Raw genomic sequence first — 21,936 nt, forward strand, 5'->3', positions numbered from 1 at the left:
AAAAAACAGGCCTCTTTAATGTTAGAAAGTCTTCGCAACACAAAATACGTCGAAGAACTGGCAGATATATACAAAACGATTATATCATCTCATTCTCGGCGTATTTTAGAACTAAAAGAGGAGATTGAGATGTTGGATAAGAAGCTGGAAAAGCTAGGAGAAAAGAGTTCTGAGGTTAAGCGTTTAAAAAGTATCTCAGGAGTAGGAACAAAGCTTTCAAGCAGATTGGTCGGAGAAATTGGAGATATCAANAGATTTAAAAACGAGAGGCAACTTGCGATCTATTGTGGTGTAGCCTGTATAGATGATGAGTCTGGTAAACACAAAAGGACAAGAGTTGTATATAAGGCTAATAAGATATGTAAAGCAACTATGATTGAAATTGCGGGCTGCACAATTCGGTATGTTTCAGAATCCGCTACTTACTATGCTAAAAAACGGACTGAAGGGAAAGAGCATAACCATGCCTTGCGCTGCCTTGCTAGACAATTGATAAAAGTTATTTTTAAGATGTTAAAAGAAGATCGAGACTATATCTTAAAGGAGGAAATGGAGAAGGCTGCTTAAAAAATATTTCCATTTTTTACTTGACTTTTTAAATGGAAAGTTCAAACCTACAAAATACAGTTAAGAAAATAGAAAACGGAAAACAGAAATTCCCAATTTCCAACGTGTTAACTTGCAACTTTTTAACTTGCAAACTTTCTAACTTACAACTTTGTAAACGTGCATAAAGAAGGAAAGGGAAACGGGAAACAGAAAATAGGAAATAGGAAACGGAAAATAGAAAATAGAAAACAGAAAATATAAAATAGAAATTCCCAGTTTCCAATTCCCATTTCCCAGTTCCAACGTATTAACTTGCAAACTTTCTAACTTGCAACTTTGTAATGCCTCAATCAAAAAGAAAACTAGAATTGACTAGAGACTAAGAACTAGGGACTAAGGACTAAGCACGTCTCATCGTTCTAACGTGCTAACGTTCCAATTTAACAGAAGGCGATTTTGCATTTTTCAATTTGCATTCTGCATTGAGCCATCCTGCCTGTCGGCAGACAGGTGCGCTTAACATTTGGATCTCTGTTAAAATTACTTTGACGAAGTCCTATAATTAAGGTTGGGTATCCTTGACTAAAAGAAATTAGTCGTGATATAAAACAAGTAAATAAATATATAAAAACAAGGGCTGGATTTATGTTATTAACCAAAATGGATAAAAAAATTATTAATGGATTGCAAGGGGACTTACCTATAGAATCACGTCCTTTTGCTAGTATTGCCCAAAGATTAGGAATAAAGGAGGAAGAACTATTAAAACACATAAAAAATTTTATAGAAAATGGTATCATTAGGCGATTTGGAGCAACTATATTCCACCATCGTTCAGGCTTTGAGGCTAACGCTATGGTAGCTTGGAAGGTCCCTTCAGATAGATTAAAAGAAGTGGGGGAAATAATGGCTACTTTTCCTGAAGTTACCCATTGTTATGCTCGGATAACTCATTCAAATTGGCCTTATAATCTTTATGCTATGGTCCATGGGCGAACTGAAGAAGAATGTATTAATATCGTGAAAAAAATTGCTAGGGCTGTTAAAATAAAACATTACCAACTCTTGTTTACAGAAGATACATTCAAACGGACTTCTCCGCAGTATTTTTAAAAAATTGGGGAATGAAAAGGAGGAGAATAATGCCTGACCTTGCTCGTATTTTTAAAGACAAAAAATATATGTGGGATGGAGAAATCTACGATACAAAAGACACAGCAGAAGCCACTGCGCTTAAATACCAAGAGGATGGTTTTGAGACGGAAATTATTGAAGAAGAAGGTAAATATCTTATTTATAATCGACGTGAAGTAAAAGCAGCAGAACAAAGTTCTACTCCTTCCTAAAAACAAATTTTGGGATTACCCATTACTGACCACAATGATGCAAATTTTTACTGATATCCGTGAAAAACCTGCATCCTGAATTTTATAATGTCTAATTTATGGTAGTTTTACCAGGACTTTCCCAGAATTTTTAAAAGCTTTCTGAAAAGAAAGGATTATCTTCTATATCTTGCCAGGGTCTTTAATTTTTTATCTTTACTTTATTGCTTTGATAATACAGTTATTGCCCAGGTAACTCCTGGCCCTTCATAATCTTGAAGTACCTCTGCAGTAGCTTTGCAAGCATTTTGTCTTCCCAGTCGTGAGAAATGGGTAGGAATTATCCCTGCCTTATGCAAAGCAAGCAATAGCGCATTTTGTACTTTCACAGCGCTAGCCTTTTGCCCGTTTACCCACACACGCCATCCCTGTTCGTGTTTTTCATGAGATATTGTGATATGTTTCATCATAACAGGATTGATAAAATTAATATTAAATTGGTGATTGTCAAATTAAAGTTAGAAAGAAAATATGGTGCCCGGGGCGGGAATTGAACCCGCACGGGGACAAAGCCCCAAGGGATTTTAAGTCCCTTGCGTCTGCCTATTCCGCCACCCGGGCCTCCTTATCTCTCTTTATATAAAACTGTTTAATTCTTTTTGTCAACTGTTGGCAAAATAACTATAATTCAAGTTCAGCCATTACTGGAAAATGATCAGAGGGATAAACATCAAAAGGAGTTTGTTTTAGTATTTTAGCCTTTTTTATAATTACCTCTGAAGAAACCAAAATCCAATCTATTCTACCCCTCATTCCTCTACCAGTAAAACCATGAAAGGTATGTTCCTCTGGTAGTTCAAGCCATTTCCACACATCTATAAATTTTTCTGTCAAAACAGTGTAAATTGGGCTGGTAGAAGTGGTATTAAAATCACCAACCAAAATCATGGGATAGGATTTATGGTTAACTTTCTCAATTTCTCTCAACAATATAGTTGTCTGCTTCAATCTCACTTCTTCTGATGCTAGGTCTAAATGTGCGTTTATAAATAAAAATGGGGTGTTGGCCTTTTGGGCTATCACATAAGTAGTGCTCCTAGGAAATATACTTCCTGATACTTTGCTAAAAGGAATAACAGGAGTGGGTGATAACCAAAGAGTATTGCTTTCCCTTATATTTATATCTTCCCTCACCCAAACACAAGGAAACATCCTTTTTCTATTCCACTCAGGCGCAGATACATAATACTTATATTGAGGTAATAGGGTTTTAAGTTCATTTATTTGGTCTTCCCAACCCTCTTGACTACCAAAAATATCAGGGTTAACTTCTTTTATCAAAGTGGCTAAGGATTTTTTTCTAAAACACCATCGATTAGGGCCATCTTTAGGATTATCATAACGGATGTTAACACTCATTACTCTTAAAGAGGTCATATTTCATTTAAACCCAAAATTCTTTTTTTATCAAGGATGGTTAAATTCCTCGAATTGCTTATTTACACCAGAAGAGTTTTACTTTATATATTAAAAAGAAATTTTTTAAGTGAGGCAAAAATGCTTTACATACAAAACTTACATGTAGAGGTAGAAGGCAAAGAGGTCATTCATGGTCTCAACCTGGAAATAAGGCCTAGTGAAGTGCATTGTCTTCTAGGTCCTAATGGGTCTGGAAAGACTACGCTACTTATGACTATTATGGGATTCTCTGGTTATAAGGTAACAAAAGGCAATATATTCTTTAAGGGTACAGATATTACCCAGCTATCTGTTGATGAGCGAGTTAAAATGGGCATAGGTATTTCTTTCCAACGCCCTCCTAGTATTCCTGGAGTAAAGTTATTGCAGTTGGTTGAACTGTGTAAACGATTTAAAAAAGATGTTATGAGTATGGCCCAGGAGTTGAATTTAGTAGATTTCTTGGAGAGAGATATTAATGTAGGTTTCTCTGGAGGCGAAATTAAACGTTCGGAATTACTTCAATTATGGGCTCAGAATCCTGATTTGGTCTTACTGGATGAGCCAGAATCAGGTGTGGATGTGGAAAATATTATTCTTATTGGCCGTATCATAAATAAAATTTTAGAGCGAAATGAACTAGGAATACCCTTAGGAGAAACCAGGGCAGAAATTAAGAAAAAAAGGCGTAAATCAGGTTTGGTGATCACCCATACGGGCACAATTTTAAATTATGTCCATGCAGACAAAGGGCATGTTTTGGTGGAGGGACGATTGGCTTGCAGTGGGAATCCCTATGAGATATTTCGCTATATCAGGGAAAAGGGATATGAAGAATGTGTAAAGTGTGCTTGGCAGGCAAGGAGATGATATGACTAATAAATTGAGGGAAATTAATGAGCGGGCTAAAAAGGCTTTAAGAAAAAAGGCTATTTATGGACCAGATATAGACATCAAAAAATTTCACCAAAAAGCCGAAAAACCACAGATTGACATAAATCATCTTCCTGAAGAAGAACAAAAAAGAATGTTAGAATCTGGTATTGACCCCACTGCCAAAGAAAGAAGCGGCTCTTTTATTCAAATTGACCATACGGTAACTCATTACCAAGTAGTCCAAGAAGGTATAGAAATCATGAGCACTGATGAGGCCTTAACTAAATATGACTGGATGGTGGATTACTGGTGGAAGGCCTTGCCCGTAGATACTGATAAATACACCGCCCATATAGAATTGCATCAAAATCATGGATATTTTATTAGGGTATTGCCAGGGGTAAAAACAGCCTTTCCTCTACAGGCTTGTTTATTTATGGCTCAAGAACATCTTAATCAAGCAGTGCATAATATTATTATCTGTGAAGAGGGTTCAGAATTGAGTGTCATTACCGGTTGTGCCACTTCCCATAAAGTAAGGACAGGACTTCATATTGGTGCATCTGAATTTTTTATTAAAAAAGGTGCTATTTGTAATTTTACTATGATTCACAATTGGGCTGAAGAAATGGCGGTTAGGCCGCGCACTGGTATCATCGTGGAAGAAGGAGGGGCATTTGTATCTAATTATATTTGTTTGAAAAGAGTGGCTGATTTGCAAACGTTTCCCACCGCATATTTACATAAAGATGCAGTAGCTGAATTTAATACTATTTTAGTGGCACCGCCAGGGTCTTACCTTGATACTGGTGCTAGGGTGTTCCTACAAGGAGAAAATAGCCGCGCAGAGGTGGTTTCCAGAAGCATAACTATTGGGGGAACTATTATTGCTAGAGGACATCTCATTGGTCAAACTCCTAATATTAAAGCCCACTTAGAATGTAAAGGTCTCATTCTCTCTGAAAAAGGAGTTATTCACGCCATTCCCGAACTAGAAGGGCGTGTTTCTGGAGTAGAAATGTCCCATGAGGCGGCTGTGGGGAAAATTGCGCAGGAGCAAATAGAATATCTAATGGCTCGAGGATTAAGCCAAAGCGAAGCTACTTCTCTTATTGTAAGGGGATTTTTGCGAGTGGATATAAAAGGTTTACCACCAGAATTAAAGGCTGAATTAGATAAGGCCATAGAGGCTACTGAAAAGGATATGATGTAGCTTGTTATGGAAGCAAAAAATATGTTATTGCGACAGATACCTTCCGTGGACCATGTCTTGGGACAGGAATCCTTAAGGTCTATTCTAAACCATTATCCTCGACAGATGGTAGTAGATGCAGTAAGAAAAGTTTTAGATAGACAACGAAAACAAGTATTAAGAGGGGAATTAGTTACCATAAGTCACCAAGAAATCTTAAGTCAAATTACTGCTGAAGTTAAGAAAAAAGGAGAAAACCAACTTAAACCTGTTATCAACGCTACTGGAGTGGTAGTGCATACCAATCTGGGACGTTCTCTGTTAGCCCAAAAGGCCATTGAACATTTAGTAGAAGTTGCCCAGCACTATAATAATCTGGAATACGACTTAGAACAAGGTAAACGTGGTAGTCGTTATAGCCATGTTGAAACCTTGCTTTGCGAACTTACCGGAGCAGAAGCGTCTATGGTAGTAAATAACAATGCTGGTGCGGTGTTTTTGACCTTGAATACTTTAGCCTGTGGTAAAAAAGTAATTGTTTCTCGTGGAGAATTGATAGAAATAGGAGGTTCTTTTCGTATTCCTGATGTAATGGCTAGAAGTGGGGCCATTCTCACAGAGGTGGGCACCACTAATCGCACCCATATTTATGATTATGAACAAGCCATTGATGAACAAACTGCCCTTATTATGAAGGTGCATAAAAGTAATTATAAAATCATAGGATTCACTAAAGAGGTAGGATTAGAAGAATTGGTAACTTTAGGACAAAAACACAATTTGCCTGTAATTGAAGACTTAGGAAGCGGTAACTTTGTGGATTTAACTAAATATGGTTTAGAAAAAGAACCTCTGGTTCAGAAAAGCATAGCCGCTGGAGTAGATATAGTTAGTTTTAGCGGGGATAAACTTTTGGGTGGTCCCCAGGCTGGTATTATCTTGGGTAAAAGGAAATTTATTGAGCCTATTAAGAAAAATCCATTAAATCGGGCCTTAAGGATAGATAAACTTACCCTGGCAGGTCTAGAAAGCACCTTAAGACTTTATCAGGATGAAAAACAGGCCTTAAAAGAAATTCCTACTTTACGCCTTCTCACTTTTCCTCCAGCTTATTTAAGACGACAAGCATTCCGTTTAAAAAAACTCATCCAAAATAGTTTTGATGAAAAAATACTCAAGGTAGGGATTAAACGCAGTGTCTCTAAAGTAGGAGGAGGGGCTTTACCAGGACAGGAATTACCCACTTTTGTAGTGGTTATCAAGCCTGCTCATATTTCTGTGTTAGAATTGGAACAAAGGTTACGAGTTGCTAGACCCCCTTTGGTGGCGCGTATAGAAGAAGACCTTCTATGTTTGGATGTGAGAACTATTCAAAATGATGAGCTAAAGCTTATTCCTCAAATAATTAAGCAGGCTTTAGATAAAGGTCATGATCAAGGAAATTGAAATCTACATAAAAAAGGCCTTAAAGGCACTTCCTAAATTTTTACGACATGATGCCATTGTGGCTGAAACTATAAAATGTGCCCTATTTCAATGGGTTTGGGAAAACAAATTGGTCCCTGTCCCTAATTATAAGCCACCACATAGGTCGGAAGAACCTTTGGCCTTAGTAGCCTTAAATAACAAAGGAGAGATTGTTTATGGATTTGCGGTTGCCCCAGTAGTTACCTTGAGTGGTGTAAAGACCCTTAAAGCCATAGAGGCAAAGACTAAATATTTCATCACTTTTTCGTCTCTAAAGAAAAAAGTAGAAGAGAGTAAGTTTTTCTTAGATGCAGAAGTAATTCACTTGCACATAGAGAATTAGACTTTTTGATATTCATCACACCATTTATGCAAGGGGCATTTGTTACACTGAGGTTTTCGTGCCTTACAGATACGGCGGCCATGCCAGGTTAATTGAAGGGAAAATTTAGTCCATTTTTCTTTAGGAATTAACTGCATCAAGTCTTTCTCTATCTTTAAAGCATCTTGATGCTTAGTAAGTCCTAATCGTTTTGCTACTCTCCTTACATGAGTATCCACTACAATTCCTGGTATATCAAATGCATTCCCCAAAACTACATTGGCCGTCTTTCTTCCTATACCAGGCAACTTGGTCAATATTTCTAAATTTGCAGGCACCTGACCATGGTATTTTTCTACCAACACCTGACAGCACTCTTTTATATGCTTAGCCTTATTTTTATAAAAGCCTGTGGGTTTAATATCTTCTTCCAGTGTTTTTAAATCAGCCGTAGCATAATCCTTGGCTGTAGGATATTTCTTAAATAGATAAGGAGTTATTTGGTTAACCCTTTCATCAGTGCATTGGGCAGAAAGAATAGTAGCTATAAGCAATTCTAAGGGATTGGTATAATTTAAGGCCACCCTTACATTAGGATAATGCTCATCCAGTATCTTAAGGATATTTTTAACCTTTTCTTTCACAGAATCATTTTTATCAAAAAGAAAGAGAGGTTGTCAATGATTCTAATTAAAAAAAGCCTGCCCAAAGGCAGGCTTTTTAGAGCTATGTTGAGCCTATAAACGAATAACCTTTGAGGCTTGCAATCCTTTTGGAGATTCTACTACTTCAAACTCAACTTCTTGTCCTTCTTTTAAAGTTTTATACCCTTCACCTTCAATAGCTGAAAAATGCACAAACACATCTGTTCCATCATCACGCTGGATAAAACCATAGCCCTTGTTGTCATTAAACCACTTCACCTTACCTTTAAACTTCATCTAATCCTCCTCCAAAATAAAATCCGCCACTTTCTAACTTGGCCTTTATTTTTCTAGCATCAGTTTTAGAACCTGTCAATAAATAAATTGTTTGGACATTCCACTTTTCTATTTTATCACTTCAAACTTGCAGACACCTTCACTCTTCTGAGAAAATTCCTCTACCTTCTTGAATAAAATCTGAGATAAATTTATTTTAAAAAGTTGTTTTTTTCTAACCTGCCAGTTTATATCCTCCTACCCCAGCAGACTTGCCTGCCCCTACAATCTTTCCTTCTTGCTCCAATTCTCTGATTAATTTCATCACTAGTTTTCTGTCTAACCCTGTCCCTTTCTTAATATCCGCCTGGGTAGCTACCCCTTTTCCGCTAACACCCTTCAAAAAATCTAAAATTTTTTGTTTTGCTTCTTCACTCATTTTCTGCTCCTTTCAAAAGTTTATTATACATATCTTACTTCCCTTTCAAAGTCAAGATTTTTTCATTTACATTCTTTGTCAGTAAATGATTTAAATACGTCATGCTTTTTTAAGAAGTTCTGAGATTAACTAAAGAAACAAAAAATACAACTACCCTTTTTAACTATCCTCCAATCATCACTGTATAAAGGAGACCAATCAAACTTAGAAAAATTTCTTAAAGTGTTTTGACTGTTTAGGATAGACTATTTTCCGCAAATAGGATTCTTTATTTGCTAGGCTGGCTATCACCCACATGTGTTTATTATAGATGTGGGCATCTGCTTGGGAAACAAAAAATATCTGATCACCCTCAACCCAATATTCTCCTTGTTTTCTTTTCAGAAAATCAACAAGATCACTAATCTCAGATATAAGTGCCCTCTTTATTTTAAAAAATTCCAGCAAATTTGGGAGAGTAGAGTTTTTCCACCTATAATAATCTTTCAATGCATATTTTCTGGAACTATCAGGGAGGTTTAGATCAGGTATCTCTTTACCTAATTTTTCGCAACGTTCTTTAAACAGGACTTCATACCTGTCAAGAATATGGCGTATTTCATTTAATTTCACCGGGGCGAGCATAATATCTACAGGGTCTGCTAGGGTTTGGGGGGCAAGTATAGACTCTATATCTTTTTGTTCAATTTCCTTATCCATTTTGGCAAAATCTTTTTGAAGTTGGATTAAATAACTGTTTATGTGTTTCAAAATTGGGCTCATTTGGCCATAGGTTTTATAATCAAATTCTTTTTGTTTTATTTTCTGATTCCTAACATAGTCATTAAATATAGAAAAAAGGGTTTTTGTAGTATTTTTAGTTACACAGGTTTCTCTTAGTATGGTTTGCTGACTCAATATAATTAAAACTATGATAGATAAACATAGGAACACCATAGTCTTCTTTTTTTTGAGAATAAATTCCCAAAAACCTGACTTTGTTTTTTTAGGATAGGGATCCAGAATATTTCCCTCTTTTTGTTTTATATTTGATAGGACTGCCTGAAAATCTGCAAATTCAGAAGCTTTTTGCCACATCAAGTCTTTTTCATTATAAAGGAGAGTATCTTCTTTGATTTGCCCTGACTCCACCAATTCAATAAATGAGATAATATCCTCAATTTTGCACTCTTTTCCTTCTTGATTGATAAATTTGGAAATCATAGCAAACACTACCCTTCAGTAGCTTGTCAAAATCCCCTCTTTTAGAAGCAATTTTTATGCCTAAAGGGACAAATGATAAGGAGTGAGGGAATCTAGTTTGGTTTTAGATATACTGGAGATTTTTAAAAATGGAAATTTAATTTAAAAAGAGCATTTTTGTTTTTCAAGTTACAATTTTGAAACTAAAAACTTCAAAATTATTTGCTAGGGGTTTGAGATTTTCGGCCGAAAATTCTGGCTACCCAGACACTAACTTCATAAAGTAAGATTAAAGGACCAGCCATCAGGAGTTGTGTTCCCACATCTGGGGGTGTAAGAAGGGCAGCTACCACAAAAACCAATACAATGGCATAACGCCTTTTTGAACTCAACATTTCTCCATTGACTACGCCCATTTTGGCTAAAAAGAAGGTAATCACTGGCATTTCAAATACTATCCCAAAGGCAAAAATTAGCTTTAAACTGAGGGAAAAATATTCACTCATCTTGGGCAGAAGTTTTAAATAGTCAGTAGAAAAACCAAGAAAGAATTTAAAGCCAAAGGGGAAAACGATGTAATAAGCAAAGGCTCCTCCTAAAATAAAGAAAAGGGTAGCAAAAATAACAAAAGGTATTACAAATTTTTTTTCATGTTCATACAATCCAGGTGCAATAAATTTCCATAATTGGTAAAATACTACTGGAGAGGCCAGAAAAAAACCAGCCAAAAGAGCGACTTTAAAATAGGTAAAAAAGGCTTCTGTAAGGGCAGTGAAAATCATGGGTTGATTGGCGGGTAAAATTTTGACTAGTGGTTGTGCTAAAAAGTAAAAAAGCTGTTTGGCAAAAAGAAAGGCAATAATTGCTCCTAATACTATAGCTACGACCGCATATATTAACCGCCGACGTAATTCTTCCAAATGAGTGGTAAATGGAAGTTTGCTTTCTTCACTCATTTTTGTATTCTTTTTCTTGTTTTTCAGGAGAGTCTTTCTGTTGCTTTTCAGGCGATTTTTCTTTTTTAGTTGGCTTTTGAGGCATTTCTGTTTTTACTTCATCCATTATCACTTCTCTTTCTATTTCCTTTAACTCACTTTCTAAATCAATGCTTTCCTTTACCTCTTGAGTTGCTTTCCGAAATTCCCTCATTCCTTTTCCTAATGCCCTTGCTATTTCTGGTAATCTCTTTGGTCCTAAGACAATGAGAGCAATAACTAAAATTATTAATAACTCTTGCATTCCAATACCAAACATTTTTGGGCCTCCATTTTTCTAGGGCATTTTTAACAAGAAATAACTCTAAAAACAAGAGAGTGCTTTGGACTTGGTCTTGACCACTTTCCTTGACTAATGGTATTTTAAAGTTGTGAAGATTTATAAAAAAGGGATTGGATACAAATATTTATCAGAAACCAAATATTTTCGAGATAGACCTTTTATAGATGATATAGGGATGGTTGTTTCTCCTCCTTTGTATAAAGCTTATCCCCATGCACAAAAAATAACTCTACCTGCCCCAGATTTCCCTTCCTCTGATTTGTGGAAAGTCATTACCCGTCGGCGTAGTTATAGACATTTTACCCGGAATTCACTTACCTTAGAAGAATTGGCTATTTTACTCTGGGCAGGACAGGGTATTACTTCTCCTCAAGGATACCGCACTGCTCCTTCTGCTGGGGCCCTCTATCCTATAGAAACTTATTTAGTCATCAACCGTGTCCAGGACATTCCAGCAGGGATTTATCATTTTAATGTGGCTAACTTTTTTCTGGAAGAACTGGTGAAAGGAGATTTTTCAAACGCCCTTACTTCTGCTGCTCTGGGACAAAGTGTAATGAAAAGGGCAGCAGTAGTGTTCATCTGGACAGCAGTAATTTTACGCTGCATGGCCAAATATCGCAACCGTGCCATTCGTTATATCTTTTTAGATGCGGGACACATTTGTCAAAATATCCTTTTAGCTGCTACTGCTCTGAATTTAGGCGCCTGCCCGGTAGGTGCCTTTTTTGATGAAGAAATAGATAAATTGCTAGGTGTGGATAGTGAAAGTGAGATGAGCATTTATTTGACTGCCGTAGGAAAAATTTAGTGTATATATCACCAATTTTAGCCGGTTTAACCTTTATTTTTTTCTCATTTTTGAAACAAAAGGGCACTTTTGGTTGTTTTGATTTTTTGGCCAGTTTAGGAGTTATGTTTTTGCTCTTTATGGCCTTAGTAGCTGCCTCTGCCTTTTCTACTTTAGTTGTGCCTCTTTTAACCTCATTTATATTAGATAAATGGAAGGAGGAATTGAGATGACCTGGTGTAGCCTGTCCCCACCTGAAGTTTTAAAGCGTTTAAAAACAAATATTCAGGGACTTACAGGAGAAGAAGCCCAGAAAAGGCTTGTTCAATATGGTGAAAACAAACTGGAGGAGAAAAAGCCCGTTACTCCCTGGCAAATATTTTTTAACCAGTTCAAAAGTGTGCTTATTGCCATTTTACTGATTGCCAGCATTGCATCTTTTGCCATCGGAGAGATTACAGATGCCTTTACTATTTTAGCTATTGTTATCCTGAATGCTATTTTGGGATTTACTCAGGAGTTTAAGGCCGAAAAGGCCTTAGAGGCCTTAAAAAAAATGCTGGCTCTTAAAGCTAAAGTAATTCGAGCTGGTAATCTTATGTCTATAGATACCCGTTTTATTGTGCCAGGAGACATTGTTGTCTTAGAAATTGGAGAGAAAGTACCGGCGGATATTTATTTGTTAGAAACAGAAAGTTTGCAAATTGATGAATCTGTATTGACAGGTGAATCAGTACCAGTGAGCAAAGAAACAGGAGTTTTACCCCAAGCCACTTCTTTAGCAGAACAGAAAAATATGGCCTTTATGGGCACTATTGTTACTAATGGTTATGGACGGGGTTTGGTTGTGGCTACTGGTATGCAGACCGAATTTGGACAAATTGCTCGTTTGACCCAAGAAGTAAAAGAAGAAGAAAGCCCTTTAAAGAAAAGGCTAAATGTCTTGGGAAGACGCATTGGTGAGATTTCTTTAGTCATTGCTCTACTGGTAGTTATTTTAGGAATAGTTCAGAAACGTCCTTTATTAGAGATGTTATTGGTAGGTATCAGTCTGGCAGTGGCTGCAATCCCAGAAGGACTTCCAGCAGTGGTCACTATGACCCTGGCTTTAGGAGTAAAAAATATGGTGAAGAGAAATTGTCTTTTGCGGAATCTCACTGCTTCTGAAGGTTTAGGGGCAACTTCTGTAATCTGTACGGATAAAACAGGGACTTTGACCAAAAACGAGATGACAGTTAAGCTTATTTATATTCCGGATAAATTTTATGAAGTTAGTGGTGAAGGTTACCAGCCCAAGGGAGATTTTCTGAGTAATGCCCAGCCAGTTGATCCTTCAAAAGAGTTAGGGCTTTTTCTTTTGTTAAAAACGGGTCTTTTGTGTAACCGTGCAGTTTTGAAAAAAACAGAGCAGGGATGGCAGGTGTTAGGAGACCCCACTGAAGGGGCATTAGTAGTAGCTGCCAATAAGGCAAAGATTTTTAAAAAAGATATAAGCTGTGAAGCCTGCCCTTTGATTACTGAATTTTCCTTCACTTCAGTGCGCAAACGAATGACGGTTATTTATCACTATCCTGAAAAAAATACTGCTTATGTGAAGGGTGCACCGGAAGTGTTACTACCACTTTGCCAAAGGTATCAAAAGAATGATAAGGTAAATGAGCTTACCGGAATAGACCAGGAGTATTTTAATCAAGTTTATAAAGATATGGCGGCTAAAGGTCTACGTATCTTGGCCCTTGCTTACAAAGAAATACCTTTAGAAATTACCCATTTTATAGCCGAAGAAGTAGAAAAAAACCTTATTTTCCTAGGATTTGCTGGAATTGTTGACCCACCTAGACCAGAGGTAAAAGCGGCCATGGAAAGGGCCAAAAACGCTGGTATTGAGGTCATTATGATGACTGGTGATTCACCTTTAACAGCCTTAGCTGTAGCCAGAGAAATAAGTTTATTCTCGCCAAAGGCCATTAGAGGGACAGAAATTGAAAAATTAGATGAAGCCAGTTTAAGAAAAATCTTACAGACAACCAAGGTCTTTGCCCGTGTAAATCCTGCTCATAAATTAAAAGTTGTGGATATTTTGCAAAAACAGGGACATATTACAGCCATGACTGGAGATGGAGTTAATGATGCTCCGGCTTTAAAAAAGGCCAATATTGGGATCGCCATGGGCATTAAAGGCACAGATGTGGCTAAAGAGGCAGCAGATATTGTTCTTTTAGATGATAATTTTGCCAGCATAGTTAGTGGTGTGGAAGAAGGGAGACGAGAATATGATAATATTCAAAGATTTACCCGCTATTTACTTTCTTCCAACTTTGCTGAAATTGTGGCTATTGCTGGTGCCATGTTCTTAAAGCTGCCTCTTATTCTCTTACCTGTTCAAATTTTATGGATGAATTTGATTACAGACGGCATGACTGCCCTTGCCCTAGGTATGGAACCGCCAGCCAAGGATGTTATGCACCGTCCACCTCGTGACCCCCAACAACCTATTTTGTCTAAAAAAGTGTTTTTGATAATTTTGGCTATAGGCATATGGATGGGTGTAACGACCATTTTCAGTTTCAGTCATTATTTAGGTAGTGAGAATATGCTGTCCAAAGCAAGAACTATAGCCTTTACGGGAATTATTATTTTTGAAAAAATTAATGTATTTAACTTCCGAAGTTTCAGATTTAACCTTTGGGACATTGGTTTTTTCAGTAATCCTTTTTTAATCATAGCCTGGTTGGCCACCATAAGTTTGCAAATCATGGTCGTATATTTCCCCCCTCTTCAACATATTTTGCACACTGTGCCTCTAAATTTAGCAGACTGGGGTCTAATCTTTATTTTAGGTATACCTATTTTAATTGCTGGAGAAATATTTAAATTCCTTCGGAAGCAGCATTTTAAAAATCAACCTTGCTAAATTTGACAAATAGCTTATTGCCACTGATTTCTCAGTGAATTATTTTTATTCTATGCCCAATAAAATACTCATTGTTCATTTAGGGGCTTTGGGAGATTTACTTTTATCAAGACCTGCTTTGTTAGCTATTAGAATGAGAATCCCGCAAGCAGAGATAGATTTTTTGGGTTATCCACATCTAACTTCTTTAATTAAGTGTGAGATGCGAATCAGACACACATATAATATTGAATACATCCTTTATACTAAAGAAAATGAGAAATTTTGGTATAATTATGATTTATTTATCTTTTTTGCTCGCAAAAACTACCCTGCATGGGAAAAAGTTTTAACTTTTGCTCCCAGTATTTTTATTAAGACTATTCCTCCACCAGAGGTAAATCTACCTGTTTTTCAATTTCAACTGCAGCAGTTACACAAACAAGGGTTCGAAGTCCCCTCAGAATTTCCATCTTTATCTTTTCCTCCAGCAGAAATTTCCTTAAATGTCTATCCCGATTTTCTTATTCATCCTGGTAGTGGAAGCCCAAGTAAAAACTGGCCTCCAGCATATTTTGCTGAGGTAATTAAGGCATTTTCTCAATGGAACCCTGGTTTAATCATTGGCTCTGCTGATAGAAAAGTGGCAGAAGAAATATTGTCTTTTTTAGGAAATAAAAAGATAATTTTATTAGAACAGCTTTCTCTTTTAACTCTGGCCGCTATTATTAGTAAAGTTAGGTTTTTTTTGGGAAATGATTCTGGTATTAGCCATCTGGCAGCCGCCTTGGGTATTCCCAGTTTTGTCATTTTTGGTCCTACCAATGTAAATATCTGGAAGCCATGGGGAAAAAGGGTAGAGGTGTTTGCTCCTGTCGTTTCATGTGCTCCCTGTAGTGATGAAGAAAGGAGAAACTGCCTTGACAGAATTTGTCTAAAAAGTATTAAACCAAAAGAAGTGATAAAAAAGTTGAAAAATTGGTTACAATAATTAAGTAGTGTCATTCAAAACCAGGTGCTATTCTTCAATTGTTTTTCCTAATACCTTTTTTATAGCCTTTATGAGTTCCTTTGTTGTTATAGGTTTAGCTATAAAATTTCGTCCTCCTATTTTTTTCATAGTCTCAGGTCCTATTTCATCTTTAGTAACTATAGCTGTAATAAATATTATGGGTATGTTTTTTGTATCGGGATTATTAAGCAAAACCTGGGCCACATCGCCACCAGACATTTCAGGCATGAGTATATCCAGTAAAATTAGATCGGGTTTTTCTTTTTGGGCTAATTCAATTCCCTCCTGAGCTTTGGAAGTGGTTATTACCTCAAACTCTTTTGTATTTTCCAAATTGGCTTTTACAAAGAAACAAAAATCCTCTTCGTCATCAATTAAAAGTATTTTTTTCATCTCTATCATATTGCACCTCTTTATTTGAATTTCTAGCCGGTGGTAGCATTATAATAAATTTTGTCTCTTTATTTACTTCACTTTCTACATCAATAATTCCCTTATGTTGGTCTATTATTAAATGGACCACACTTAGTCCCAAACCAGTTCCTTCTCCCACTTTTTTAGTGGTAAAAAATGGGTCAAATATCTTTGACAATATGTTTTTAGGAATACCAATGCCTCTATCTTCAATTTCAACCACAATTATTTTATCCCCTATTTTGAAATAATCACTTTCTCTCTTGCCTATTTTATACCCCAGTTGGTTTGCTATCTTATCATACACTTTTACTTTAATCTCACCTCCCTTGGGCATGGCATCCATTGCATTCATAAAAAGATTGAGAAATACTTGCTGTAACATATTTTTATCTGCTTTAACTTTCATATGTTTTTGGGGATAGTTTCGGTTTATTTTTATATTATTCAAGACAGCTTTATGTTTAATTAAATCTATAGTTTCATCCAATGATTTACAAATATCTATGGATTCAAACTTAAATTCTGACATTCTTGAGAATTGTAAAGTATCAATGATGATTTTGTTTGCTCTATTCACAGCCTGTTTTATCTTCTCAATGGTTTTTTTAACTATTTTGTTTTTTTCTGGCAAAGTGGTGCTAAGGGACTCTATCCCCATTAAAATAATTGCTAAAGGATTTCTGATTTCATGGGCAAACCCAGATGCCAATCGACCCATAGCTGCCATTTTCTCATGTTGGATAAGTTGATTCTGGGTTTCTTTAAGTTTATGGTAAGCGATCTTCAATCTTTCTTCGGATTTTTGTAACTTTTTTTGTTCCGCCATTCTTTTTTCACTGATAAGGGCAATAACATATGCTAATATTATGAAAACAGTACATTTTTCAATGGTTCCTATGGGGAGAAATCCTAAAGAAAAATAACTTACATAAATATGAAATGAACTTAAGAATAAAGCAAGGTAAATAACCTTCTTTCGATACCATATAGCAGTTAAAATAATAGGAATATAGAAAAAGTCAGTGTAAATAGCCTTTAAACTGAGGAAATTAAGGAGTTTATCGAGATTAGGAGAAGAAAGTATATCAGTATAGGCAATTTTGACATGAATAGCGAAATTGAGATAATAACTTAGCCCAACACATATTAATATACTACAAAGTATTATAACACTTTTAGTTTTTTCAATTTTTATAAACCTCTTTATTTTGGATATCATGCTTATTTTTAAAATCTAGCTGATTTTGTTTTTTGTGTCAATTTTTATCTTTCTAATATCAGCGTAACTGGCCCGTCATTGATTAGATGAACTTGCATTAAAGCACCAAATTTACCAGTAGCTACTTTGATACCTTGTTGTTTGATAAGCTTGATGAAACTTTCATAGAGAAGGAGAGCCTCTGGAGGAGGTGCTGCCTGGTCAAAAGAAGGCCTACGTCCTTTTCGGCAGTCACCGTAAAGAGTGAATTGGGAAACTACTAAGATTTCTCCACCAATTTCTTTTAGAGAAAGATTAAATTCAGAGTTTTTATCAGCAAATATCCGAAGAGAGCAAACCTTTTTGACCAACCATTCTGCCTGCGTTATATTATCGCCTCTGGCAATGCCTAAAAATACTAAAATGCCTTTTCCAATTTGCCCTATTATTTGTCCATTTACTAAAACCTTTGCCTCTTTTACCCGCTGAACTAAAATTCTCATTTAAAATATTTTAAATCTCCAAACCTACAAACTCAAATTTATTTACATCTACCAAACCTTTGTCTGTTAAACGCAACTCTGGAATTACAGGCAGGGCAACAAAAGACAGTGTTAAAAATGGGTTTGGAAGAGAAATACCTAAATTTTTGGCTTCCTGACACAAGGTTTTCATATGAAACCCCACCTCTTGAGCACTTAAAGGAGAAATAAGTCCAGCAATGGGCAGAGCTAATCCTGCCTTCACCATCTCATTTTCTACTAAGACAAACCCTCCTTGCATTTTTTCAACAGCCTTAACCGCAATATACATATCTTGATTATTCACCCCAGCTACTACAATATTATGGCTATCATGACTCACTGAAGAAGCGATGGCCCCTTTTTTAAGGCCTAATCCAGAAACCAAACCCAACCCTATATTTCCAGTGGCATGGTGTCTCTCAATAACAGCTATTTTTATAATATCTTGTTCTAAATCAGCGACAATTTCTTCTCCATTCTTTGTTACTTCTTTTATAAGGTGTTTGGTGATAATTTGGTCAGGCAGAAGTCCAATAACTCTTACCTTTTTCCCTTGAACAAAGATGCGAAAGTCATCAGGAGAAATATCCTTTAAGTGGACCGTATTGGTTACTTCAGGCTCAATATAGGGAGATAAAGAAACTTTTAATTCCCCTTTTTCAAAAATTACCTCTCCATCTTTAATCACTGTTTCTATTTGGAAATCCCTTAAATTATTTACTAATACCAAATCTGCCCTATATCCAGGAGCAATAGCCCCAAGTCTTTTTATGCCAAATCGTTGTGCGCAATTTATAGTAGCCATCTTTATGGCCCAAATGGGATTGATGCCTGCCTTGATGGCTAATTTAATAAGATGGTCAATATGACCTTGTTTTTGTAAATCAGTGGGTTCTTTATCATCACAGCAAAGAAGGCAGCGATGGACTGTAAATGAATTCACTACTGGTAGAAGAGTGAGGAGGTTCTTGGCTACTGTGCCCTGGCGAAGCATCAACCACATACCGGCTTCTAATTTTTCTATAGCTTCATTTAGTTGCGTGGTCTCATGGTCAGAATCAATACCCACACCGATGTATGCTTGCAACATTTTTCCCGTCAATAAAGGGGCATGTCCGTCTATTACTTTTTGAGTGGCATGAGTTGCCATAATCTTACCCAATACTGTTTTATCCGCATTGATTACTCCTGGAAAATTCATCATCTCTGCTAATCCAACCACACGTGGATGTTGAAGTAACTTAGCTATTTTCTCTGCCGTAATAGAAGCTCCGCTGGTTTCTAAATTTGTGGCTGGGACACAGGAAGGCACTAATATAAATGCATTTAAAGGTAAATTTTCAGTGGCCTTTAACATATAATTTATACCCTTTATTCCTAAAACATTAGCTATCTCATGAGGGTCAATAAAGATAGAAGTAGTTCCGTGAGGGATGACTGCCCGGGCAAAGGCAGAGGGAGTTAAAAGAGTGCTCTCCAGATGAATATGGGCATCCATAAGGCCAGGAATAAGATAGACATTTTGGGCATCAATTATTTGCTTACCAGTTTGATAATCACCAATACCTGCAATATATTTTTCGGTTATGGCCACATCAGCAGTAAATATCTTACCACTAAATACATTTACTACCTGAGTATTTTTTATTAGCAAATCTGCAGGGATTTCACCCTTTGCTACTCTAATGAGGTGAGTAAAATTCTGCACCAATTAGCCCTCAATTTTTATTTTCAATTTGTCGCCTGGCCGGATTAAAGATGAAGAAAGTTTGTTTAAAGAAATAATCTCTCTAATGGTGGTTTTAAATTTTCTAGCAATATCCCAAAGCGTATCTCCTTTTTTTACTTCATAAATAATGATTTTTTGGGGAAGAGGAATAAGGAGTTGATCTCCAGGATAAATACAGCCTTTAATCTTGTTTGATTTCTTTAATTTCCTTACCGAAGTCCCGAAAAGGCGGGCAATATCCCAGAGGGTATCTCCTGACTTCACGGTATAAATTATCTTGTAATGGCCTGTTTTATCTCTTTGAGTATAAATACTAGTTTGGGGTTCACCATAGGGAATAAGGAGCTTTTGCCTAGGTCGAAGGATATAAGGAGGAGATATACCATTAAGTCTAGCAATGAAATCAACACTTTTTCGATTTTTTCTGGCTATCTCCCAAAGTGTATCCCCAGGTTTTACTTTATAATATCGAAAATGTTTAAAAACCTGAGTTGTTTCTGCTTGTGCCCCTAGAGAGGCCAAGACAATTTCTTTTTTCTCTTTGGGTATGTGTAAAAAATAAGGATAAGGTGGGGTAAAGGGACGCCTTAAGGCAGGGTTAAGTCTTTTTAGTTTTTTTAATGGAATCATAGTCTCTTTACTTAAGAGGGTAAGGTCTGTAAGGCCATAAGTATGCACCTTATCGCAATCCCAGGGGTCTTTGGGTTTAATCTCAAAGCCATATGCCTTTGGATTTTTAGCAATGGTAATGGTAGCTATCCATTTAGGAACATATTGCTTGGTTTCTAATTTTAACTCTTTGGCCTTTTTGATAAGAGTCCAATAATCACTTACTTTGTATCTCTTTATCAATTTTTGAATAGTCCCATTTCCTGCATTATAAGCAGCCGCGGTAAGATACCAATCTTTAAACTGACTATAGAGGTCTTTTAAATAACGGGCAGCTGCCTTAGTAGCCAATTCTGGGTCTTTTCTTTCATCTACCCAGTAATCTATCTTAAGACCGTAGTGAGTAGCTGTGCTGGCAATAAATTGCCATGGTCCACAGGCATGAGCATAAGAATAAGCATGATTATCAAAGCCACTTTCCACAAACGCTAAATAAAATACCTCCTTAGGTAGTCCTGCCTTTAATAAGATTTTTTCCATAAGGGGTTTATACTCTTGGGCACGAGTTAATACCTGGTGAAACCACCTCCGACCATTAGGATTTTTAGTATAATAATTGATAAAGGTCTGAACTCTATCATTGATAACAATAGGTATGGTGGCAACCTTTTTCTTTGGAGAAATTTTTTTGGTTATTAGTGGTGTTTTTTTAATAGGCGTTTTTTCCGCAACTAAGGGTTTTTTGCCTTCCTTTTTGGGAATAGGCGAAGTAGCCTTTTCAGAAATATTTAAAGCGGATTTTTTTTCACAAACAGGGGTTTGTGGTAAAGAAGGTGGTTTAGAAGGAACACATCCAGCTAATAAAACACAAGATATAAAAAAATTAAGAATCCTTTTCACTTTGACCCAAATTTAGTTTTATTTTATATAAAGGGTTTTAATACCTTAAAAGATTTTTTTTGACAAGGGTTTTAAATTTTGAATATAGGGATACGGCAAAGTAGTTTAATTAGAACAGATAAAGAGGTAATTTTTGTAGCACAACCTGTCTGCCGACAGGCAGGAAGGTTTTTTAAATAAAAAAGATAATTAAAAGATTAAAAAAGCAAAATTAAACACTATTTCAGCATACCTGCCTGTCCCCACCTGCCGGTCGGGCAGGGGCAGACAGGCTACTCCTGTAGCATTAAGTAGAAAGAATTTTGAATAATTAATTTAGATGTCTGCCCCTTTTTCTTCTACTAAAAATTTGGCATTCTCCCTTTGACAATGCATCGCATCAGCAGTTACAACCGCCCCATTAATCTCTATATCTTTAAGTAATGGCTTAAATGCCTTAATCTCATTTGTACCTTCTCTTATCTCATTTTGTTTTATAATTATTCCTTCTTTATGCACAATCGCTGAGAGTAATTTAAGTCCTCCTGGATTGCTCCCCATTTTTTGGACATGTAAAATGTTAGGATTAAGGGGAGCGGCTATGAAGAAAAATAGATTTAGTATTGACCAAATCATTCGTATCTTGGCTGAAGCTGAAACTCCAGGTAACTCTGTGGCGTTTGTCGCTAGAAAATATGGAATAGTAGAACAAACTATCTATCGCTGGAGACAAAAATACAAGGGTTTTTCTGCTTCTGAAGCCAAACGACTCAAAGCTCTTGAGGAAGAAAATGCAAGACTTAAAAGACTTTTAGCTGAAAAAGAATTAGAAATACAAACACTAACAGAACTTATTAAAAAAAACTTCTAACCTAGA

25 protein-coding genes, 1 tRNA gene and 2 pseudogenes are annotated in these 21,936 nt (G+C 36.3%); 13 read left to right on the forward strand and 15 right to left on the reverse strand.

The features are described from left to right. Window positions 1-18: 18 nt before the first annotated feature. From HS1_RS14050 to HS1_RS08805, 4 genes and pseudogenes are all read left to right on the forward strand, one after another. A pseudogene (locus tag HS1_RS14050) lies at window positions 19-251 on the forward strand (hypothetical protein); the annotation flags it as partial. Window position 252: 1 nt separating this feature from the next. Further along, a pseudogene (locus tag HS1_RS14055) lies at window positions 253-567 on the forward strand (transposase); the annotation flags it as partial. A 642-nt stretch (window positions 568-1,209) separates the two neighbouring features. Beyond that, complete coding sequence (ahbB, locus tag HS1_RS08800) at window positions 1,210-1,662, forward strand: siroheme decarboxylase subunit beta (RefSeq protein ID WP_245669953.1); 453 nt, start codon at window positions 1,210-1,212, stop codon at window positions 1,660-1,662. Window positions 1,663-1,691: 29 nt separating this feature from the next. Beyond that, window positions 1,692-1,895, forward strand: a complete 204-nt coding sequence (locus HS1_RS08805; protein WP_066064090.1) for a hypothetical protein — start codon at window positions 1,692-1,694, stop codon at window positions 1,893-1,895. Window positions 1,896-2,095: 200 nt separating this feature from the next. Here HS1_RS08805 and HS1_RS08810 read toward each other — a convergent pair whose 3' ends face one another. The 3 genes from HS1_RS08810 to HS1_RS08820 form a co-directional block, all read right to left on the reverse strand. Then, on the reverse strand, window positions 2,096-2,344 hold the full coding sequence (locus HS1_RS08810) for a hypothetical protein (protein WP_156469433.1): 249 nt from the start codon (window positions 2,342-2,344) through the stop codon (window positions 2,096-2,098). A gap of 62 nt (window positions 2,345-2,406) precedes the next feature. Then, window positions 2,407-2,495: transfer RNA gene (locus HS1_RS08815), tRNA-Leu, on the reverse strand. A 60-nt stretch (window positions 2,496-2,555) separates the two neighbouring features. After that, window positions 2,556-3,311 (reverse strand): endonuclease/exonuclease/phosphatase family protein, encoded by a 756-nt coding sequence (locus HS1_RS08820; RefSeq protein WP_082757747.1) that lies wholly within the window; start codon window positions 3,309-3,311, stop codon window positions 2,556-2,558. A 120-nt stretch (window positions 3,312-3,431) separates the two neighbouring features. On the opposite strand from HS1_RS08820, the gene HS1_RS08825 reads away from it, so the two are divergent. The 4 genes from HS1_RS08825 to HS1_RS08840 are packed head-to-tail and all read left to right on the forward strand — an operon-like array spanning window position 3,432 to window position 7,210. After that, complete coding sequence (locus HS1_RS08825) at window positions 3,432-4,202, forward strand: ABC transporter ATP-binding protein (RefSeq protein WP_066066549.1); 771 nt, start codon at window positions 3,432-3,434, stop codon at window positions 4,200-4,202. 1 nt (window position 4,203) lies between these two features. Then, a complete protein-coding gene (locus tag HS1_RS08830) occupies window positions 4,204-5,421 on the forward strand; it encodes a SufB/SufD family protein (protein WP_066064101.1) in 1,218 nt (405 codons plus the stop codon). 6 nt (window positions 5,422-5,427) lie between these two features. Beyond that, complete coding sequence (gene selA / locus HS1_RS08835) at window positions 5,428-6,846, forward strand: L-seryl-tRNA(Sec) selenium transferase (RefSeq protein ID WP_066064105.1); 1,419 nt, start codon at window positions 5,428-5,430, stop codon at window positions 6,844-6,846. Further along, window positions 6,830-7,210 carry a hypothetical protein gene (locus tag HS1_RS08840; RefSeq protein WP_066064107.1) on the forward strand — a complete coding sequence of 127 codons (381 nt, stop codon included), beginning with the start codon at window positions 6,830-6,832 and terminating at the stop codon, window positions 7,208-7,210. Before selA ends, HS1_RS08840 begins: the two co-directional genes overlap by 17 nt. On the opposite strand, the gene nth is transcribed toward HS1_RS08840, so the two are convergent. From nth to tatB, 6 genes are all read right to left on the reverse strand, one after another. Further along, complete coding sequence (nth, locus tag HS1_RS08845; protein ID WP_066064111.1) at window positions 7,207-7,833, reverse strand: endonuclease III; 627 nt, start codon at window positions 7,831-7,833, stop codon at window positions 7,207-7,209. The genes HS1_RS08840 and nth overlap by 4 nt on opposite strands. A gap of 93 nt (window positions 7,834-7,926) precedes the next feature. Next, complete coding sequence (locus HS1_RS08850) at window positions 7,927-8,130, reverse strand: cold-shock protein (protein ID WP_066064114.1); 204 nt, start codon at window positions 8,128-8,130, stop codon at window positions 7,927-7,929. Window positions 8,131-8,344: 214 nt separating this feature from the next. After that, window positions 8,345-8,548, reverse strand: coding sequence for a hypothetical protein (locus HS1_RS08855; RefSeq protein WP_066064117.1), 204 nt, complete (start codon window positions 8,546-8,548; stop codon window positions 8,345-8,347). A 204-nt stretch (window positions 8,549-8,752) separates the two neighbouring features. Then, on the reverse strand, window positions 8,753-9,751 hold the full coding sequence (locus HS1_RS08860) for a hypothetical protein (protein WP_156469434.1): 999 nt from the start codon (window positions 9,749-9,751) through the stop codon (window positions 8,753-8,755). A gap of 197 nt (window positions 9,752-9,948) precedes the next feature. Further along, a complete protein-coding gene (gene tatC, locus HS1_RS08865) occupies window positions 9,949-10,686 on the reverse strand; it encodes a twin-arginine translocase subunit TatC (RefSeq protein WP_066064123.1) in 738 nt (245 codons plus the stop codon). Then, window positions 10,679-10,984 carry a Sec-independent protein translocase protein TatB gene (gene tatB, locus HS1_RS08870; protein ID WP_066064126.1) on the reverse strand — a complete coding sequence of 102 codons (306 nt, stop codon included), beginning with the start codon at window positions 10,982-10,984 and terminating at the stop codon, window positions 10,679-10,681. The genes tatC and tatB overlap by 8 nt, the downstream gene beginning before the upstream one ends. 112 nt (window positions 10,985-11,096) lie before the next feature. On the opposite strand from tatB, the gene HS1_RS08875 reads away from it, so the two are divergent. Genes HS1_RS08875 through HS1_RS08890 form a run of 4 tightly spaced genes read left to right on the forward strand, consistent with a single transcriptional unit; the run spans window position 11,097 to window position 15,682 of the window. Beyond that, complete coding sequence (locus tag HS1_RS08875; protein WP_066064129.1) at window positions 11,097-11,819, forward strand: SagB/ThcOx family dehydrogenase; 723 nt, start codon at window positions 11,097-11,099, stop codon at window positions 11,817-11,819. Continuing rightward, on the forward strand, window positions 11,819-12,031 hold the full coding sequence (locus HS1_RS08880) for an ATP synthase subunit B family protein (protein WP_066064131.1): 213 nt from the start codon (window positions 11,819-11,821) through the stop codon (window positions 12,029-12,031). The genes HS1_RS08875 and HS1_RS08880 overlap by 1 nt, the downstream gene beginning before the upstream one ends. After that, entirely contained in the window at window positions 12,028-14,712 is a 2,685-nt protein-coding gene (locus HS1_RS08885) for a cation-translocating P-type ATPase (protein WP_066064133.1), read from the forward strand. The genes HS1_RS08880 and HS1_RS08885 overlap by 4 nt, the downstream gene beginning before the upstream one ends. Window positions 14,713-14,764: 52 nt before the next feature. Beyond that, window positions 14,765-15,682, forward strand: a complete 918-nt coding sequence (locus HS1_RS08890) for a glycosyltransferase family 9 protein (RefSeq protein WP_066064136.1) — start codon at window positions 14,765-14,767, stop codon at window positions 15,680-15,682. Between the two features lie 27 nt (window positions 15,683-15,709). Here HS1_RS08890 and HS1_RS08895 read toward each other — a convergent pair whose 3' ends face one another. The 6 genes from HS1_RS08895 to HS1_RS13170 form a co-directional block, all read right to left on the reverse strand. Next, window positions 15,710-16,105, reverse strand: a complete 396-nt coding sequence (locus HS1_RS08895) for a response regulator (RefSeq protein ID WP_066064139.1) — start codon at window positions 16,103-16,105, stop codon at window positions 15,710-15,712. Further along, a complete protein-coding gene (locus HS1_RS08900; RefSeq protein ID WP_066064142.1) occupies window positions 16,074-17,339 on the reverse strand; it encodes a sensor histidine kinase in 1,266 nt (421 codons plus the stop codon). The genes HS1_RS08895 and HS1_RS08900 overlap by 32 nt, the downstream gene beginning before the upstream one ends. Window positions 17,340-17,383: 44 nt before the next feature. Beyond that, complete coding sequence (dtd, locus tag HS1_RS08905) at window positions 17,384-17,821, reverse strand: D-aminoacyl-tRNA deacylase (RefSeq protein WP_066064145.1); 438 nt, start codon at window positions 17,819-17,821, stop codon at window positions 17,384-17,386. 10 nt (window positions 17,822-17,831) lie between these two features. Then, the gene (gene ade, locus HS1_RS08910) at window positions 17,832-19,550 is read right to left on the reverse strand and encodes an adenine deaminase (protein ID WP_066066552.1); all 1,719 of its coding nucleotides are present in this window, start codon (window positions 19,548-19,550) and stop codon (window positions 17,832-17,834) included. 3 nt (window positions 19,551-19,553) lie between these two features. Further along, complete coding sequence (locus HS1_RS08915; protein WP_066064148.1) at window positions 19,554-21,080, reverse strand: lytic transglycosylase domain-containing protein; 1,527 nt, start codon at window positions 21,078-21,080, stop codon at window positions 19,554-19,556. Between the two features lie 315 nt (window positions 21,081-21,395). Then, entirely contained in the window at window positions 21,396-21,620 is a 225-nt protein-coding gene (locus tag HS1_RS13170) for a transposase (protein ID WP_172793668.1), read from the reverse strand. A gap of 16 nt (window positions 21,621-21,636) precedes the next feature. Between HS1_RS13170 and HS1_RS08925 the strand changes: the two genes are divergently transcribed. After that, on the forward strand, window positions 21,637-21,930 hold the full coding sequence (locus HS1_RS08925; RefSeq protein WP_082757749.1) for a transposase: 294 nt from the start codon (window positions 21,637-21,639) through the stop codon (window positions 21,928-21,930). The last annotated feature ends 6 nt before the right edge of the window (window positions 21,931-21,936 follow it).

Origin of the sequence: Candidatus Desulfofervidus auxilii, from assembly GCF_001577525.1 — a bacterium.
GTDB lineage: Bacteria > Desulfobacterota > Desulfofervidia > Desulfofervidales > Desulfofervidaceae > Desulfofervidus > Desulfofervidus auxilii.

Coding starts and splice junctions, on each gene's coding strand:
- dtd (WP_066064145.1), bottom strand. CDS start 17,821: ATGAGAATTTTAGTTCAGCGGGTAAAAGAGGCAAAGGTTTTAGTAAAT.
- tatC (WP_066064123.1), bottom strand. CDS start 10,686: ATGAGTGAAGAAAGCAAACTTCCATTTACCACTCATTTGGAAGAATTA.
- HS1_RS08840 (WP_066064107.1), top strand. CDS start 6,830: ATGATCAAGGAAATTGAAATCTACATAAAAAAGGCCTTAAAGGCACTT.
- HS1_RS08895 (WP_066064139.1), bottom strand. CDS start 16,105: ATGATAGAGATGAAAAAAATACTTTTAATTGATGACGAAGAGGATTTT.
- HS1_RS08830 (WP_066064101.1), top strand. CDS start 4,204: ATGACTAATAAATTGAGGGAAATTAATGAGCGGGCTAAAAAGGCTTTA.
- HS1_RS08805 (WP_066064090.1), top strand. CDS start 1,692: ATGCCTGACCTTGCTCGTATTTTTAAAGACAAAAAATATATGTGGGAT.
- ahbB (WP_245669953.1), top strand. CDS start 1,210: ATGGATAAAAAAATTATTAATGGATTGCAAGGGGACTTACCTATAGAA.
- HS1_RS08860 (WP_156469434.1), bottom strand. CDS start 9,751: ATGATTTCCAAATTTATCAATCAAGAAGGAAAAGAGTGCAAAATTGAG.
- selA (WP_066064105.1), top strand. CDS start 5,428: ATGGAAGCAAAAAATATGTTATTGCGACAGATACCTTCCGTGGACCAT.
- HS1_RS13170 (WP_172793668.1), bottom strand. CDS start 21,620: ATGGGGAGCAATCCAGGAGGACTTAAATTACTCTCAGCGATTGTGCAT.
- HS1_RS08925 (WP_082757749.1), top strand. CDS start 21,637: ATGTTAGGATTAAGGGGAGCGGCTATGAAGAAAAATAGATTTAGTATT.
- HS1_RS08855 (WP_066064117.1), bottom strand. CDS start 8,548: ATGAGTGAAGAAGCAAAACAAAAAATTTTAGATTTTTTGAAGGGTGTT.
- tatB (WP_066064126.1), bottom strand. CDS start 10,984: ATGTTTGGTATTGGAATGCAAGAGTTATTAATAATTTTAGTTATTGCT.
- HS1_RS08810 (WP_156469433.1), bottom strand. CDS start 2,344: ATGATGAAACATATCACAATATCTCATGAAAAACACGAACAGGGATGG.
- HS1_RS08850 (WP_066064114.1), bottom strand. CDS start 8,130: ATGAAGTTTAAAGGTAAGGTGAAGTGGTTTAATGACAACAAGGGCTAT.
- HS1_RS08825 (WP_066066549.1), top strand. CDS start 3,432: ATGCTTTACATACAAAACTTACATGTAGAGGTAGAAGGCAAAGAGGTC.
- HS1_RS08890 (WP_066064136.1), top strand. CDS start 14,765: ATGCCCAATAAAATACTCATTGTTCATTTAGGGGCTTTGGGAGATTTA.
- HS1_RS08820 (WP_082757747.1), bottom strand. CDS start 3,311: ATGACCTCTTTAAGAGTAATGAGTGTTAACATCCGTTATGATAATCCT.
- HS1_RS08885 (WP_066064133.1), top strand. CDS start 12,028: ATGACCTGGTGTAGCCTGTCCCCACCTGAAGTTTTAAAGCGTTTAAAA.
- HS1_RS08900 (WP_066064142.1), bottom strand. CDS start 17,339: ATGATATCCAAAATAAAGAGGTTTATAAAAATTGAAAAAACTAAAAGT.